We start from the raw sequence: 14232 nt of genomic DNA, 5'->3' as shown, positions 1-14232 counted from the left end.
GTAAAACACATTAATATTGTGATCGAGCACACACACTAGTTAACTATTGCAATCTTAGCATTTTTCCCATCAAGGATATAGCAGCAATACATATGATGGTAGTCATAACGGCGACTATTGTTTGCTTAAAGGTGATATTTAAGTTGTTTGAATTAGCTGTGAGGTAAAACACATTAATATTGTGATCGAGCACACACACTAGTTAACTACCGCAATCTTAGCATTTTTCCCATCAAGGATATAGCAGCAATACATATTACAGCTTGATAGAAGTTGAGAAATAACCATCATGTTTAAATGAGCCTATAGTTCAAAAAATGACAATAAGTCGCAAATTCGTCTTTTAAAACCTGAGATTGCGATGCGATTAAGTAAAGTAATAAATGGATAAATTTAATGGTGGTTATGGAGCCAGTGCCCTGACGAAAGTGTGACACCATAGATTTGGTTAAATATAGGAAATCATCGATAGCGGTTCTGAATCAGATGAGGTACATCCTCAAACTTAAAAAATTTATATATGAAGTCCAGTTATACCTCATTAGCAGAGAAACCGCTATAAAAGCAACTAGTACAGCATGGCGTAAATAAACATACCATTTCAAATGGCGCAAGAGCTTGGAATATAATTATGCGTGACTTTTGACTTTTGACTTTTGACTTTTGACTTCCGCCTTGCGGTACTAATATCACCTTAGTTGCGATCGCAATGCCGTTGCTGCATATTTATCCGCTGGAAAATCTACTTGATGAGAAAATTATCCCTCTGTGATGTCGGAATCTTTATATTACTCTCAACAGAGAATATTTAAACGCTTATTTCTTCGTGCTTGGCTTGCTCTATGAAAGTAGTTTGTGTCATACTTACAGAAATCACTAATTACTAAATCTTGGTCGATTTTAAGTAGTATTTTCAGGATCGCTAGAAGTAATACAGTTAGGGCAATGAGGATTGGGGATTGAGGGGAGACTCCCGTCGTGCGAAAAATTGATGTTCCTGCAAACTTGAGATGCTTCCATATTGAAAAACATCTCTGGTTTAGTAGTACAGTGAGTTGTGAAGGAGTATTTATGTCACAGTTGGAGCAAGCAGTGCCAGACACCTTTGTAGCCAAAGGCTTAGAAACTCTCCCTAATATTTTCGACCGAGTTGAGGCTCTGGCCAAAGATTTTGCCACCCGTGCAGGGACACACGATAGAGATGCTTCCTTTCCCTTCGAGAATTTTACAGCTTTGCATGAGGCAGGATTGCTCAACCTTACCATTCCACGTGAATTCGGTGGCCAGGATTTGGGGTTGGCAACTATCTGTCGGGTGATTGAAGGGATAGCACGTGGAGATGCTTCGACCGCATTAGTACTGACAATGCACTATCTTCAACATGCTCATGCAGCCCGTAGCCGTCGCTGGTATCCAGAAGTATATAAGCGGCTGTGTCGTGAATCAATTGAAGGCATTGCCCTGCTGAATGCTGCCCGTGTTGAACCAGAGCTAGGAACGCCAGCTAGAGGCGGATTGCCTGCGACAATTGCCATCAGGACAACAGAGGGCTGGCGTTTAACAGGACATAAGCAATACACCACGGGCAGTCCCATCCTCAGCTATTTTGTTGTTTGGGCACGGACAACTGAAGATGAACCACAAGTTGGGAATTTTCTAGTTCCACGTGATCTGCCTGGTTTGCGAATTGTCGAAACCTGGGATCACTTGGGGATGAGAGCTACGGGCAGCCATGACCTCATTTTAGAGAATGTATTAATTCCCTCAGAGTATGCTCTAAATATCAACCCCATATCTGCTGCGCCATCTTTTGATCCGCTAATTTCCACTTGGGGCAGTTTGACAGTGAGTGCCTTATATCTCGGTGTTGTTAGTAGTGCGCGAGACTGGCTTGCTAAATATCTTTGGGAGCGATCACCTTCTAATCTCCAAGAGCCACTGGCAACTCTGCCACGCTTCCAAACTGCCGTGGGTGAGATAGAAGCACTGCTATTTGCTAATAATAGATTAATTTATAGTTTGGCTCAAGATATTGACAAGGGCGAATATGAGCCTAACGTAGGATTACAGGCACAGGCTGTTAAATACCTCACCACAACCAACTCGATTCATGCTGTGGAGATTGCCTTAGAACTAACTGGTAATCCTGGTTTATTAAAAAGGAATCCTTTAGAGCGTCACTACCGTGACGTTTTGTGCAGCCGTATACATACACCACAGAATGATGTTATTTGCCAATCTTTAGGGAAGTCTGTACTGAAAGTCAAGTGATTAAAGACTAGGGATTAGGGATGAATGTCACTAAGATAAGGCAGGAGGCAGAAGGGAATATTGTAAAATGCACTCTAAAGCTTATGGTCAAAGGATTTTATAACTCCAGCAAGACAGCCCTCTGCCTTCTGCCTCACCCTAATAAAGAGCTAAACTTAGTGCCATTCGGATTAGGGACAAAGAGCAGTGAGCAGGAGAAAGGAATCTTCCCCCATACTCAATGCTCAGTTCCCTTAAAATAATCAGGACTTTGTTGAGTTGAGTTACTAATTAGAGCCGACGTAGTTAAACCTTGACTCGTTGTCGGACTCAGCTTTACTCCTGATCAATTTTTTCGATATCATCAGGTGTACCAGTGGCAGAAATTTTTGATGTGCCAGATTTGCCTGCACCTGAGTTGCCGCCAGAAGCGCCAGCACCCCCTGAGTGTTTAGAATCTGTGTTGCCTTGTTCTTCTTGAAGCTGTTCAAGGCGGTTTTTTTCTTGAGCTTTATCTTTTTGGTCAGCCATATCTTATTTACATTTTTCGCATAGCGATCGCTATATACTCTATCATTTATCTTTATTCAAGCGACATAACGAGGCAAATGCTTTTAATTGAAGCTTCTGGACTACGTTGCTGGCAATAGCTCACTCCCTTTAAAACTAGCTTGTGGATTTTTGGGTTATGAGATTGCCCAAATCCCTTTGCACACATCGTACTGCCTTAATATTTACGTGCTATCGCATCGTTATAGGAGCAATAATTAATTTTTTGGAATTTTGAATTGCTCAGTATCCTGCTTGTTTATCTACGACATTCCGCAAGGGCTGACCAGTTTGGTAGCGTTTGAGATTGTCGATAAACAGTTGTGCTATGCGCTCTCTCAGGGGTGGCGACAAGGCTGAACAATGGGGTGTGATAAAAGCGTTCGGTAGCGACCATAAGGGACTTTCTGGCGGCAGAGGTTCGGTTGCAACAGTGTCTAATCCAGCACCCGCAATCCAGCCCTCACGTAGTGCGGTAAGCAATGCGGCTTCATCTACGATCGCACCACGAGCAATGTTAATTAGGTAAGCAGACTGACGCATAGAGCGCAATGCAGTTTCATCGATCAAGCCTTTAGTTTCTGGGGTTAATGGTGTCGCAATAACTACATAGTCTGCGGCTGGAAGGAGCGATCGCCACTCATCAGCACCCACAACTTTGTCAAAATTCGGTAGGGGTTCAGGATGGCGGCGACTACCCCAAACTTTAACTCCAAAGGCTTTAGCACGAGATGCGATCGCTTGACCGATATTTCCTGTGCCAAGAATTAATAAAGTCGCGTCTGCCAACTCTTCGAGAAACACTCCTCTTACCCAAGAATGTTCATTCTGCAAAGTTTGTAATTTCCGCAGATTCTTGGCGTGATAGAGCATAAATGCCAGTACAAATTCTGAAATTGGGATTGCGTGAACCCCTGCGCCATTAGTGAGAATAATGTCCTTTTGCAAAAAAGTTGGTGTGAGGATGTGATTCACACCAGCACTCGGTGACTGTTGCCAACGCAGCGCGGGTGCTGCTGTTAGTACTTTGTCAAGTGTAGAGGTTTTCAGGTAAAATCCATTAACATAAACTTCTGCATCACTGGCATCACCATCGAGATTACCTTCACTATCCACCTCCACTACATCTATATTAGATGGTAGGTGTGGCTCTATATCTGCAATAAGATGATCGGGTAAAATTAATTTCACCATTAGCTAGTCCCTAATTTCATTTTGGATTTGGATTTTGGATTGTGCAACCTAATCGGTAGCACCTCTTCATTTTTAATTTTTAATTTTTAATTTTTAATTGTTTAGTATCCTGCTTTTTTATCTACTACATTTCGTAACGGCTGACCAGCTTGGTAACGCTTTAGATTGTCGAGAAATAGTGCTATTGAACGCTGTTTACTCTTGGGTGAATGACCGGAAGTATGAGGTGTGATAAAGATGTTAGGAAGTGACCACAAAAGACTTTCTGGTGGTAACGGTTCGGAGTTAACTGTGTCTAATGCTGCACCTGCAATCCAACCTTCTGTGAGCGCTTTTATTAATGCTGATTCATCGACTACGCCGCCACGAGCAATATTAATTAGGTAGGCATGATTTGGGAGCGATCGCAATACAGATTCATTAATAAATTCTTTGGTTTCGGGAGTTAAGGGTGTTGCAATAACTACATAATCTACCTCTGGCAGAAGTGATCGCCATTCATCAGCACCCACTACTTTATCAAAGTTTGGTAACTCATGGGGATGACGGCGACTGCCAATAATTCTTAAGCCGAAGGGTTTAGCACGGGCGGCGATTTCTTGACCAATACCACCAGCGCCAATAATTAGCAAGGTTGCATCTGTCAACTCTTGGATGGCAAAGCCTCTTTTCCAGTGACGTTCAGCCTGTAAAGCATATAATTCTGGCAGGTGTTTGGCATGAGCCAGTATATAAGTGATCACAAATTCTGCGATCGGAATTCCATGCACTCCCGCCCCATTTGTGAGAATAATATCTCTTTGCAAATAAGTTGGTGTGAGGATGTGATTCACCCCTGCATTTGGTGCATGATGCCAACGCAGTGCAGGTGCTGCTTCTAGTATTTTATGCAGTATAGGACTTCTCGATAAAAACCAACTGAAATAAACTTCAGCATCGCTAGCATCCCCATCTAAATTTCCTTCAACATCTACTCGTACAATCTGTGTATTGGGTGGTAGATGTGGCTCAATGTCAGCAACCAGATCGAGCGGCAAAATGAGCTTCATAGTGGATTACCTCTTCTTTATTTACAAGGCTATCTTTGGAAATTACCTATGTTTGACAAAAAATTGAGTGCCATTTTTCTTTGGCACAGATTATGATAATATTTAGTAATATTTCAGGGCTGATTATTTAATCTGTAAACACATAAACTCTAGATCAAAATATTGGTTATTATATTTATACGCTCTTTTCTCTGTTCCATATATTTGAAATCCCAATGATAAATAAAGTGCTTTTGCTAAAACATTGTTTTTAACAATATCAAGCAATAATATTTCTACCGCGTTAATAGCTTTTGCTCTTTCAATTAATTCATTTAATAATATTTTACCTATACCTTTCCCCCGATATTCTTGTTGAACATACATACTACTAATATAAGCTTTATGCCGGAGTTTTATTCTTGATTCTTGGTGAAATGCGACTATCCCAATTAAATTTTTATCCTCAAAACATCCCAAAATAAAATTATTGTTATCTACTGGAATTCTATCCCGAAATTGTTCTATCGTCTTAATTACTTCTTCTTGATATGTTGTGCCAAATGAATCTGGATTTTTCTCTAAAGCTTCTAATCTGATCTGTCTATAATCTTCTGCGTCATACTTTGTTAATTTTTTGACGATCATTAGATACTTGTGTATTATTTGTTTTCAATAAAGCAATATAGATTATTATATTTTAGTTTATCTAGATCGTGAATATAGAAAAAATCACCCAGACCAGCAGAGAGGAGAGTTGGGAGGTATTTTGATTGTTCATCAATAATTTTTTATTGCTATAGATAGCTGCTTTTTAAGAGCAAGTTTTAATCTCGAAGTAGCCTATTTACCGCAGCTACCTCAAGTTTAATATTGATTGACTACAAAAAGCTTAAATTTCAACTACTCAGCTGTAATAACTGGTTGTTTACCTGAGTATTATCATTGCTCATTACTCGTTCTAAAACTGCTTCTCTGATATTGATAAACACTTCGCTACTTCGATCTCGTGGGCGTGAAAGTCTCACAGGTAAATCCATAGAAATTTTTCCTTCATCAATCACTATCACTCGGTCTGCCAAGGCCACAGCTTCTTCCACATCGTGAGTAACCAAAAACGCAGTAAATCTTCGCTCTTGCCACAAGTTTTCAATCAAATGCTGCATTTCTTGGCGAGTTAGAGCATCCAATGCTCCCAAAGGTTCATCTAGCAACAACAAACGGGGCTGACTGGCTAACGCTCTGGCCAATGATACCCGTTGCCGTTGTCCTCCAGACAAAACATAAGGCCACTCATCAGCTCTATCTTTGAGTCCGACTTTATTGAGTACCCACAAAGCTTTTTCACGCCAATTACCTTCTAAGCCCAACCCCACGTTCTGAACAACGCGCTTCCACGGTAGCAAGCGGGGATCTTGAAACATCACTGTTACAGAACGGCTGAGTCTATGTAGTGGTTCTCCATCCAGTAGTATTCCACCTGAAGTTGCTCTATCTAATCCTGACACCAGACGCAATAAGGTACTCTTACCACAACCACTTCGTCCGACAATAGCGACAAACTCACCTGCTTCAACTTCTAAATTCAGGGAGTTTAAAACAGTTTTCTTACCAAAAGCTTTCGTCAAATCCAAAATACTTAGTTGTGTACCCTGTACATTTGAACTCACTTGCAAAACCTCCTTTTCGAGAACAATTGGAATTTAATTATTTGATGAGACGTTGAAGAAAGGAAACCACATTTAAAATCAAGATTTTTCAACCCTTGATTCTGGCGAATTTAGCATTTATGACTTTTGATAACTGGGGTTCCAAGCCAAGAATTTTTTTTCTAACCCTCTAGCAACAGCATCTGCTAATTTACCCAGCAGTGCATAGATTAAAATACTCAAAACCACAACATCGGTTTGCATAAATTCACGGGCATTCATTGCCATATAACCAAGACCAGAATCTGCTGCGATCGTTTCTGCGACAATTAGTGTCAGCCACATAATCCCCAACGAAAAACGAACACCAACGAGAATCGAAGACAAAGCTCCTGGAAAAATTATTTGCCACAGAAGTTGTGGTGTTTTTAATCCATAGACTTTTCCCATTTCAATCAGTCCAGGGTCAACACTACGGATACCGTGAAATGTATTGAGATATATCGGAAAAAATACCCCCATAGATACTAGAAATAATCTAGCTTGATCGCCAATACCAAACCAGAGAATCACTAGCGGAATTAATGCCAAATTAGGGATAGTACGGAGCATTTGTAAGGAACTATCCAATAACTTTTCTGCGATACGGGAAAAGCCATTGAGCAATCCTAAACCGAACCCAATACTGCCACCAACTATAAAACCAGATATCGCCCGCCCAGCACTAATTCCTATATGTTGGAACAGTTCTCCAGTTGAGCCAAGTTTAATAGCTGTAGCGATTACACCACTAGGTGCTGGTAAAATCCTGGTTGAAAGTAGGCCAGTTCTAGAAGCAAGTTCCCAAAGAATTAATATGGTAACAGGCACAATCCAAGGAACTATTTTCTCGATTTGCGGGTTGTCTAACACCTCGCTCAGGGATATATTATTTTTGTTTTTGGTGCTTTTAAAGGTAATAGTCATGGAATTTGGGATTTTAGATTGTTCCAAAGGATGAATCTAGAAACATCACCAACATAATTAGTAATTTGCTCTTTAATTACAAATTACTAATTATTGGGTCATGAAGCACTTGTTAGTTGTTTCGCAAATTTTTCATTGGCGAAATCATCGTCAATGGGACTCAAAACTGGTGGTGTTAAAGGTACAGGTTCGCTCTGCAAAGGTAGGCGGGGAAATAATAATTCAGCAGTGCGATACGCTTCTTCTAAATGGGGATATCCAGAGAAAACGAATGTTTCTATGCCCAAATTGCGATATTCCAGCATCCTAGCGGCAACGGTGTCAGGATCTCCAACTAAGGCCGTACCAGCACCACCCCGCACCAATCCAATTCCTGTCCACAGGTTGGGGCTAATTTCTAAGGCTGCTCGGCTACCACTATGTAGTTGACTCATGCGCCGCTGTCCTTCAGAATCAGAATGAGCTAACTCTTTCTGAGCTTTTGCGATCGCATCCTCATCGACATACTTAATTAGCTCATTGGCAGCATCCCAAGCAGCTGACTCGGTTTCTCGCACAATTACATGCAAGCGAATCCCAAAACGGACTGTTCTACCTTGTTCAGCCGCCAATTTCCTAACTTCGGCAATCTTTTGGGCAACTTGTTGTGGAGGTTCACCCCAAGTCAGGTAAACATCTATATGTTTAGCAGCAACCCGCTTGGCAGCAGCAGATGAGCCACCAAACCACAAAGGTGGATAGGGTTTTTGAACTGGTGGAAATAAGAGCTTACCACCTTTAATATCCAGGTAGTTTCCTTTAAAATCGACTGTTTCCCCACTGACGATACCCCGCCAAACTCTGAGAAATTCATCGGTTAAATCATAGCGATCGTCATGACTAAGATGCAAGCCATCCCCAGCCAGCTGCACCGGATCTCCACCTGTAACTACATTAATTAACAATCTTCCTTTAGAAATTCGGTCAAATGTTGCTGCCATCCGTGCAGCAACACCTGGGGAAGTAATTCCTGGACGAATTGCCACCAGAAACTTCATCTGCTTGGTGACAGATATAAAAGCAGCAGCAGTTATCCAAGCATCTTCACAAGAACTCCCTGTAGGTAACAATGCGCCCGTGTAGCCTAAACTATCCACAGCTTGGGCAATTTGTTGTAAATAATCAGGTGTGACAACACGAGAACCAATATCTGTACCTAAATAGCGTCCGTCATGAGATCCAGTAGGAATAAACCAAAGAATTTGCATTTGTATCAGGCAGGGTACAAGGATAACCTATACGGTAGATCGATCGAATTACCGTAGTTTATAGTCAGCATTTTACAGGAAATTATTTAAAACGCCAGTATAGATTAACGATTCATAAAGAATAACTGCCCACAAAATTGAGGTTCTCACGCACAATCCCGATAATCATGACACTTTTTTTGCAACAATGGCTGTCGTGAAGAATACAAGTTTTGTGTCAATTATCCAAATTTTTGCGACTTTGAAGTGTTCACTTCTGGTTTCATCGACAGAAACCTTGCTAACTTGCACTTTCTAAGTCTGTGTTTGGATAAAGGTTATGATCGCTGATGACTGGACTCCTTTAATACATAGCAGCAGTGTGGTAACACTACGAATTTATCAAAATTAATGTGTCGGAGTACTAGTACCGCAAGGCAGAAGTCAAAAGTCACGCATAATTATATTCCAAGCTCTTGTGCCATTTGAAATGGTATGTTTATTTACGCCATGCTGTACTAGTTTCCAGAACCAAAGTTTTCAAGAATTAATTAAAGGGGAAGTTTAAGAAAGATGGGTTGGGTTACAAAAAAAGTAGGAGTATTCTGGTGTGGAATTTGAAAGCTGGTATCTTGCTACTCACACTGAGTTGCATCATTGCAACTGGTATAGCAGTATATCTTCTTGGCGGCATTGAACCAGCACAAATCCAAGCTTTGCTGAAATCTTCTGGTATCTGGGCACCTGTTATTTATATTACTTTGTACGTTGTGGCAACGATGTTAGTTTTGCCCTCAACGGTACTTAATTTGACTGGAGGTGCAATTTTTGGCCCTTGGCTGGGTACTGTCTGGACTAGTGTGGCAGCAGTGATTGCAGCAATAATTGCCTTTGTTTTTACTCGGACTATTGGACGCCAAACCGTTGCAAAACGATTAGCAGGACGCTGGCAAGCTATGGATGCTGAGGTACGACGTGGAGGGCTTTTTTATATGTTTGCCATCCGATTAGTACCGATCATGCCCTATGGTTTGGTCAACTTTGTTGCGGGACTGACTTCGATCAGTTTTAAAGATTATGTTTTCGGTACAACACTTGGTACTGTTCCTAGTGTCTTACCTTTTGTATTACTGGGTAGTTCTGGTCTAAAGGCAGTCAATACAGGCGATTTTTTGCCTCTAGTACTCGCCTTAGGCTTAACTGGAACGCTGGTAGCAGGGTCTACTTGGTATCGCCATCGTCGGACTTTTCCCAAAAAAGCTGTAGAAAGGCTTAAAGAATCAGACTCTTCAGATAAGATAAATCCGAAGAATAAATAAATTATGGGAATGAGACTTGAGTCTTGCTAGGTATACTGTGAAGCAAACCTTTACGATCGCAAGCAGTCTGTTAGCTTGGCTGTTCAAAAATTAAACCATACTTCTAGATGCTACCAAAGTATTCATTCATTGTTCCAATTTATAACGAAGAAGAAATTATTCCAGAACTATACCGCAGACTGAGTGCAGTAATGAATCGGATGGATGGGCTTGTCGAATTAATTTTAATCAATGATGGTAGCCGCGATCGCTCCCTACAATTACTGCGAGACCTTCATCAAAAAGACCCACGCATCTGCTATCTGAGTTTTGCTCGTAACTTTGGTCATCAAATTGCAGTTACAGCTGGTCTCAATTTTGTTCGAGGTCAAGTTATCGTCATCCTTGATGCCGATCTACAAGATCCACCAGAACTAATTCCTGACATGGTTGAAAAATGGCGACAGGGCTATCAGGTAGTCTACGCTCAACGCACTCAACGCCTTAAAGAAGGATGGTTTAAGCGTTTTACTGCCTATTTCTTTTATCGCATCCTTAAGAAACTGGCAGATGTAGAGATTCCTACTGATACTGGTGATTTTTGTTTAATGGATCGGCAGATCGTAGATATTCTCAATTCTATGCCAGAACGTACCCGCTATATTCGTGGTTTGCGTTCTTGGGTTGGCTTTCAGCAAACAGCAATTCGGTTCGAGCGCAACCCCCGCTTTGCTGGGGAAGTTAAATACACTTTTAGTAAATCCTTAGCCCTTGCTATCAATGGTCTAGTATCCTTTTCAATAGTGCCACTGCGGTTATCAACTTACTTAGGCTTAGTAGCGGCGGCCGCGGCCATCTTCATGGCTTTATTAGTCTTGTATTGGCGTCTTTTTGTCCCACATTCGCCTTTAACCGGGTTTACGATTATTTTGATGGCAATTTTCTTTCTCGGATCTGTGCAGTTAGTCAGTGTTGGCATCTTAGGCGAATATATAGGGCGCATCTACGAAGAAGTTAAAGCCAGGCCCCTCTATACTTTGGCAGAGGTAGGTGGTTTTTATCACAAATCCTCTAACTCAACGAGCAATTCCGACAAACTAGATAATTTAGAAGATCCTAAAAAGCCCTCACCCTAAATCCCTCTCCCAAGCTTGGGAGAGGGACTTTGAAATTGACTCCCCTTCTCCCAAAATTGGGAGAAGGGGTTGGGGGATGTAGCAAGATCCCGCAGGGTGGGCGAATTTTGGATTTGTACAAGAGGTCTATTCGTTTTTACCGACTGACTATTTCCGGCGATGTCTACGACGGGCTACGCCTACGCAGTTACTGGAATTGACTTAGCCAAGAATTTTGACATATTTTCGCTTCATCAAAAAGTACTAGGTCTTGCATTGTACCAAGCTCTATGCAAAGATAATCCTACCAATGTACGGTAAGTCGATAGAACTGTCGTACTTAAATGATGATTGATGCTGTCAAAATATAGCTGATTACAAAATAGTGTTTTCAACTAATGTTAATTGGCAAATAATCAATTGAATCGAAATCAAGCTTTCATCAATGTCAGTAGCCATTGATGAACTTTGTACAGCATAACTAAAAAAATGGACTTTAGGATGCCTCAGAAGTATCAGTTCATCTAGTGTGTGGTTGAGTTCCCCTTAAAAGTAGAGAAGTCTTTGCTAAGGCAGTTATTGTCTCATTCCAGACGTTTTTAGGATTCTTTTAAGCATCATAATGCTAGTTTGCTGCAAATTTTGGATTGTACATTCAACTACTTAGTACTGGTTTCGATATTTATCAGAATTTTGTGCTTTTTTCAGCAGCTAAAGCTTTGGTGAATCTATGTTCTAATCGTTTGCTAGAAACATTAGAACAATGATTTATCTTGGTTTTCCTGTCCAATCAAGGACTAATTTATTCATCTTTAAGGTTGAGGAGTTAAGGAGTCATGTCGAAATTTTGCTGGAATTATAGATCCATAGTGTTCCTGCTTTTGTTGCTAGATATTCTAGCTATCCTGGTTTTTCATCCAGCCAAAAGTCAGGCTGAACTACCTAAATCTGATGTATCTACGACTGAAGTAGAAGAGAACAAAGCTCCAGAAGCAGTTGTCAATCAAACAGTAGACACTTCAATTCCACCAGCCACTCTTAAAAAAGCTCCAAACGATCTCCGAGATCGAGTGACACCTGTCTCGCAATTGTTGCAAGTTGCACCGCCAACTAACAAAAAAGCTCCAAATAATGCAGCCGGACAAGTGACATCCGTCTCGCAACTATCAGATATTAAGCCGACAGATTGGGCATTCCAAGCATTACAGTCTCTAGTTGAGCGCTACGGTGTAATTGCAGGATATACAGATGCTACATTTAAAGGCGATCGCTCCCTAACGCGCTATGAATTTGCAGCTGGGTTGAATGCAGCTTTAGATCGCCTCAATGAACTAATAGCGACTTCGACAACGGATTTAGTCAAACGCGAAGACTTGGATACCATCAAAAAACTACAAGAACAATTTTCTCCAGAACTCGCTCAACTTCGGGGACGCTTAGATAGCTTAGAAGTACGAAATGCGAAGTTAGAATCAACTCAGTTTGCGACCACAACCAAACTTATAGGTCGCTCTCAGATTGTCCTTGGCGATCTTATAGCGGGTAATAATGTCTTCACCAAGACACCAGCACCTCACAATCCCACACTTCAAGGCGTAACTTCTTTACGGTTAAACACCAGTTTTAACGGTAAAGATTCACTAGGTATAACAATAGGAGGTGGAAATCTTGAATCATTGGGACAAACAAGAGCTGGATTATTGGGAACTTATGAAGGGAGAACTGCTGATAACTCCAGTATTACTTTTCCACGCAATACTATTATTCTCAGTGGTGTTCGCTATCGGTTTCTACCTTTTCCAAATACCCAAGTCAACATTTATCCCTTGTCTGACGGAGCTAGTGAGATAGGTCTTTCTGGTCCGGTTAACCCATATTTTGAATCGTCTTCTGTGACTGGTGCTAATGGGATTTCACGATTTTCACGGCGGTCTTTGGTCTATAACTATGGAGATAGCGGCCCCGGAATTGCCATACTCCAGGGATTAGGCAAACAGGTTCAAGTCGGGATAGCGTACAGCGCACCAAACGGTGGTAATCCCACACCTAATAATGGCTTATTTACAGGCAGATATTTAGCTTTAGCACAGATAATATACTACTCCGGTAATAGGAATTTTCGGGTGGCTGCAACTTACGTCAATACCTATAGCCCACCAAATACCATAGGTTTTAGTGGAACAAATTTCGGCCCAGCAGTCGGGAGTAACTTGGTAAACAGCACCGTGCCTGGAGTAGCAACTCTAGGCAACCTTTATGGCCTACAGGCGTTCTATCAAGTTAGTCCCAAGTTGGCAATCAATGCCTGGGTAAGTTATGGGGTACACCGTTATTTAGGACGCGGAGATGCTGAAGCTATGGATTGGGCCGTAGGACTGGCATTCCCGGATCTTTTTAGTGAAGGTGCTTTAGGGGGGGTTTTAGTTGGTATGGAGCCAAAACTCATCAGCCTTAGTAATAATGTAAATTTGGGAAAAGGGCTAGGACAAGCGGACAGAGATCTTTCTCTGCACGTTGAGGCATTCTACCAATATAAAATCGGAGATCATATTGAGGTTACGCCAGGTTTGATCTGGATTACTGCACCTGATTCGGATGCCAGCAATCCTGATAGTTTATTTGCTTGGGTTCGTACTGTCTTTAGGTTTTAACCGAATGGCACGAAGATAAGGCAGGAGGCAGGAGGAAAAGAAAATAAAAACCTAAAAGTGTTGCAGCACAAAGATTTCATAATTCCTGCCTCCTGCCTCACGTTAGCGCCGCAAAACAAAGCCCAATCCAATTTTGCGTCTCTACTATCCAGACAAAATCGGTTAAAAAAATTTATTTAACTACGGCAAACTTATCGAAATTAAGTATTTTATGAACAAAAATTGGACAGTTACACAAAAGACGGTAAAAAGCAAGTTATTAAGAAAAATAACTGCGTTAATTTTACAAAAATTTACATTTAAATT

The 14232-nt window shown here is 41.2% G+C and carries 11 protein-coding genes; 4 read left to right on the top strand and 7 right to left on the bottom strand.

Annotated features, from left to right (window positions below):
- Positions 1-1071: 1071 nt before the first annotated feature.
- Complete coding sequence (locus HWQ40_RS19780) at positions 1072-2271, top strand: acyl-CoA dehydrogenase family protein (protein ID WP_292780733.1); 1200 nt, start codon at positions 1072-1074, stop codon at positions 2269-2271.
- Positions 2272-2586: 315 nt separating this feature from the next.
- On the opposite strand, the gene HWQ40_RS19775 is transcribed toward HWQ40_RS19780, so the two are convergent.
- From HWQ40_RS19775 to ssuD, 7 genes are all read right to left on the bottom strand, one after another.
- Positions 2587-2781 (bottom strand): hypothetical protein, encoded by a 195-nt coding sequence (locus tag HWQ40_RS19775; RefSeq protein WP_138502135.1) that lies wholly within the window; start codon positions 2779-2781, stop codon positions 2587-2589.
- A 261-nt stretch (positions 2782-3042) separates the two neighbouring features.
- A complete protein-coding gene (locus HWQ40_RS19770; protein WP_292780727.1) occupies positions 3043-3993 on the bottom strand; it encodes a D-2-hydroxyacid dehydrogenase in 951 nt (316 codons plus the stop codon).
- 101 nt (positions 3994-4094) lie between these two features.
- Positions 4095-5042, bottom strand: a complete 948-nt coding sequence (locus HWQ40_RS19765) for a D-2-hydroxyacid dehydrogenase (RefSeq protein WP_292780724.1) — start codon at positions 5040-5042, stop codon at positions 4095-4097.
- A gap of 123 nt (positions 5043-5165) precedes the next feature.
- Positions 5166-5669 carry a GNAT family N-acetyltransferase gene (locus HWQ40_RS19760; protein WP_292780722.1) on the bottom strand — a complete coding sequence of 168 codons (504 nt, stop codon included), beginning with the start codon at positions 5667-5669 and terminating at the stop codon, positions 5166-5168.
- 251 nt (positions 5670-5920) lie between these two features.
- Positions 5921-6691, bottom strand: a complete 771-nt coding sequence (locus HWQ40_RS19755; RefSeq protein WP_292780719.1) for an ATP-binding cassette domain-containing protein — start codon at positions 6689-6691, stop codon at positions 5921-5923.
- Between the two features lie 117 nt (positions 6692-6808).
- Positions 6809-7636, bottom strand: a complete 828-nt coding sequence (gene ssuC, locus HWQ40_RS19750) for an aliphatic sulfonate ABC transporter permease SsuC (protein WP_292780716.1) — start codon at positions 7634-7636, stop codon at positions 6809-6811.
- Between the two features lie 98 nt (positions 7637-7734).
- Entirely contained in the window at positions 7735-8883 is a 1149-nt protein-coding gene (ssuD, locus tag HWQ40_RS19745) for an FMNH2-dependent alkanesulfonate monooxygenase (RefSeq protein WP_292780714.1), read from the bottom strand.
- 587 nt (positions 8884-9470) lie between these two features.
- Here ssuD and HWQ40_RS19740 point away from each other — a divergent pair.
- The 3 genes from HWQ40_RS19740 (at position 9471) to HWQ40_RS19730 (ending at position 13926) form a co-directional block, all read left to right on the top strand.
- On the top strand, positions 9471-10181 hold the full coding sequence (locus HWQ40_RS19740) for a TVP38/TMEM64 family protein (RefSeq protein ID WP_292780711.1): 711 nt from the start codon (positions 9471-9473) through the stop codon (positions 10179-10181).
- Between the two features lie 107 nt (positions 10182-10288).
- Positions 10289-11296, top strand: a complete 1008-nt coding sequence (locus HWQ40_RS19735; protein WP_292780708.1) for a glycosyltransferase family 2 protein — start codon at positions 10289-10291, stop codon at positions 11294-11296.
- An 815-nt stretch (positions 11297-12111) separates the two neighbouring features.
- A complete protein-coding gene (locus HWQ40_RS19730) occupies positions 12112-13926 on the top strand; it encodes an iron uptake porin (protein ID WP_292780706.1) in 1815 nt (604 codons plus the stop codon).
- Positions 13927-14232 lie beyond the last annotated feature (306 nt).

Source organism: Nostoc sp. NMS9 (assembly GCF_017114995.1).
Classification (GTDB): domain Bacteria; phylum Cyanobacteriota; class Cyanobacteriia; order Cyanobacteriales; family Nostocaceae; genus Nostoc.
This window is presented reverse-complemented; position numbering and strand designations above follow the sequence as displayed.

What these genes read in the sequence shown, in the direction of transcription:
- HWQ40_RS19780 (WP_292780733.1), top strand. Translation starts at nt 1,072, where the DNA reads ATGTCACAGTTGGAGCAAGCAGTGCCAGACACCTTTGTAGCCAAAGGC.
- HWQ40_RS19775 (WP_138502135.1), bottom strand. Translation starts at nt 2,781, where the DNA reads ATGGCTGACCAAAAAGATAAAGCTCAAGAAAAAAACCGCCTTGAACAG.
- HWQ40_RS19770 (WP_292780727.1), bottom strand. Translation starts at nt 3,993, where the DNA reads ATGGTGAAATTAATTTTACCCGATCATCTTATTGCAGATATAGAGCCA.
- HWQ40_RS19765 (WP_292780724.1), bottom strand. Translation starts at nt 5,042, where the DNA reads ATGAAGCTCATTTTGCCGCTCGATCTGGTTGCTGACATTGAGCCACAT.
- HWQ40_RS19760 (WP_292780722.1), bottom strand. Translation starts at nt 5,669, where the DNA reads ATGATCGTCAAAAAATTAACAAAGTATGACGCAGAAGATTATAGACAG.
- ssuC (WP_292780716.1), bottom strand. Translation starts at nt 7,636, where the DNA reads ATGACTATTACCTTTAAAAGCACCAAAAACAAAAATAATATATCCCTG.
- ssuD (WP_292780714.1), bottom strand. Translation starts at nt 8,883, where the DNA reads ATGCAAATTCTTTGGTTTATTCCTACTGGATCTCATGACGGACGCTAT.
- HWQ40_RS19735 (WP_292780708.1), top strand. Translation starts at nt 10,289, where the DNA reads ATGCTACCAAAGTATTCATTCATTGTTCCAATTTATAACGAAGAAGAA.
- HWQ40_RS19730 (WP_292780706.1), top strand. Translation starts at nt 12,112, where the DNA reads ATGTCGAAATTTTGCTGGAATTATAGATCCATAGTGTTCCTGCTTTTG.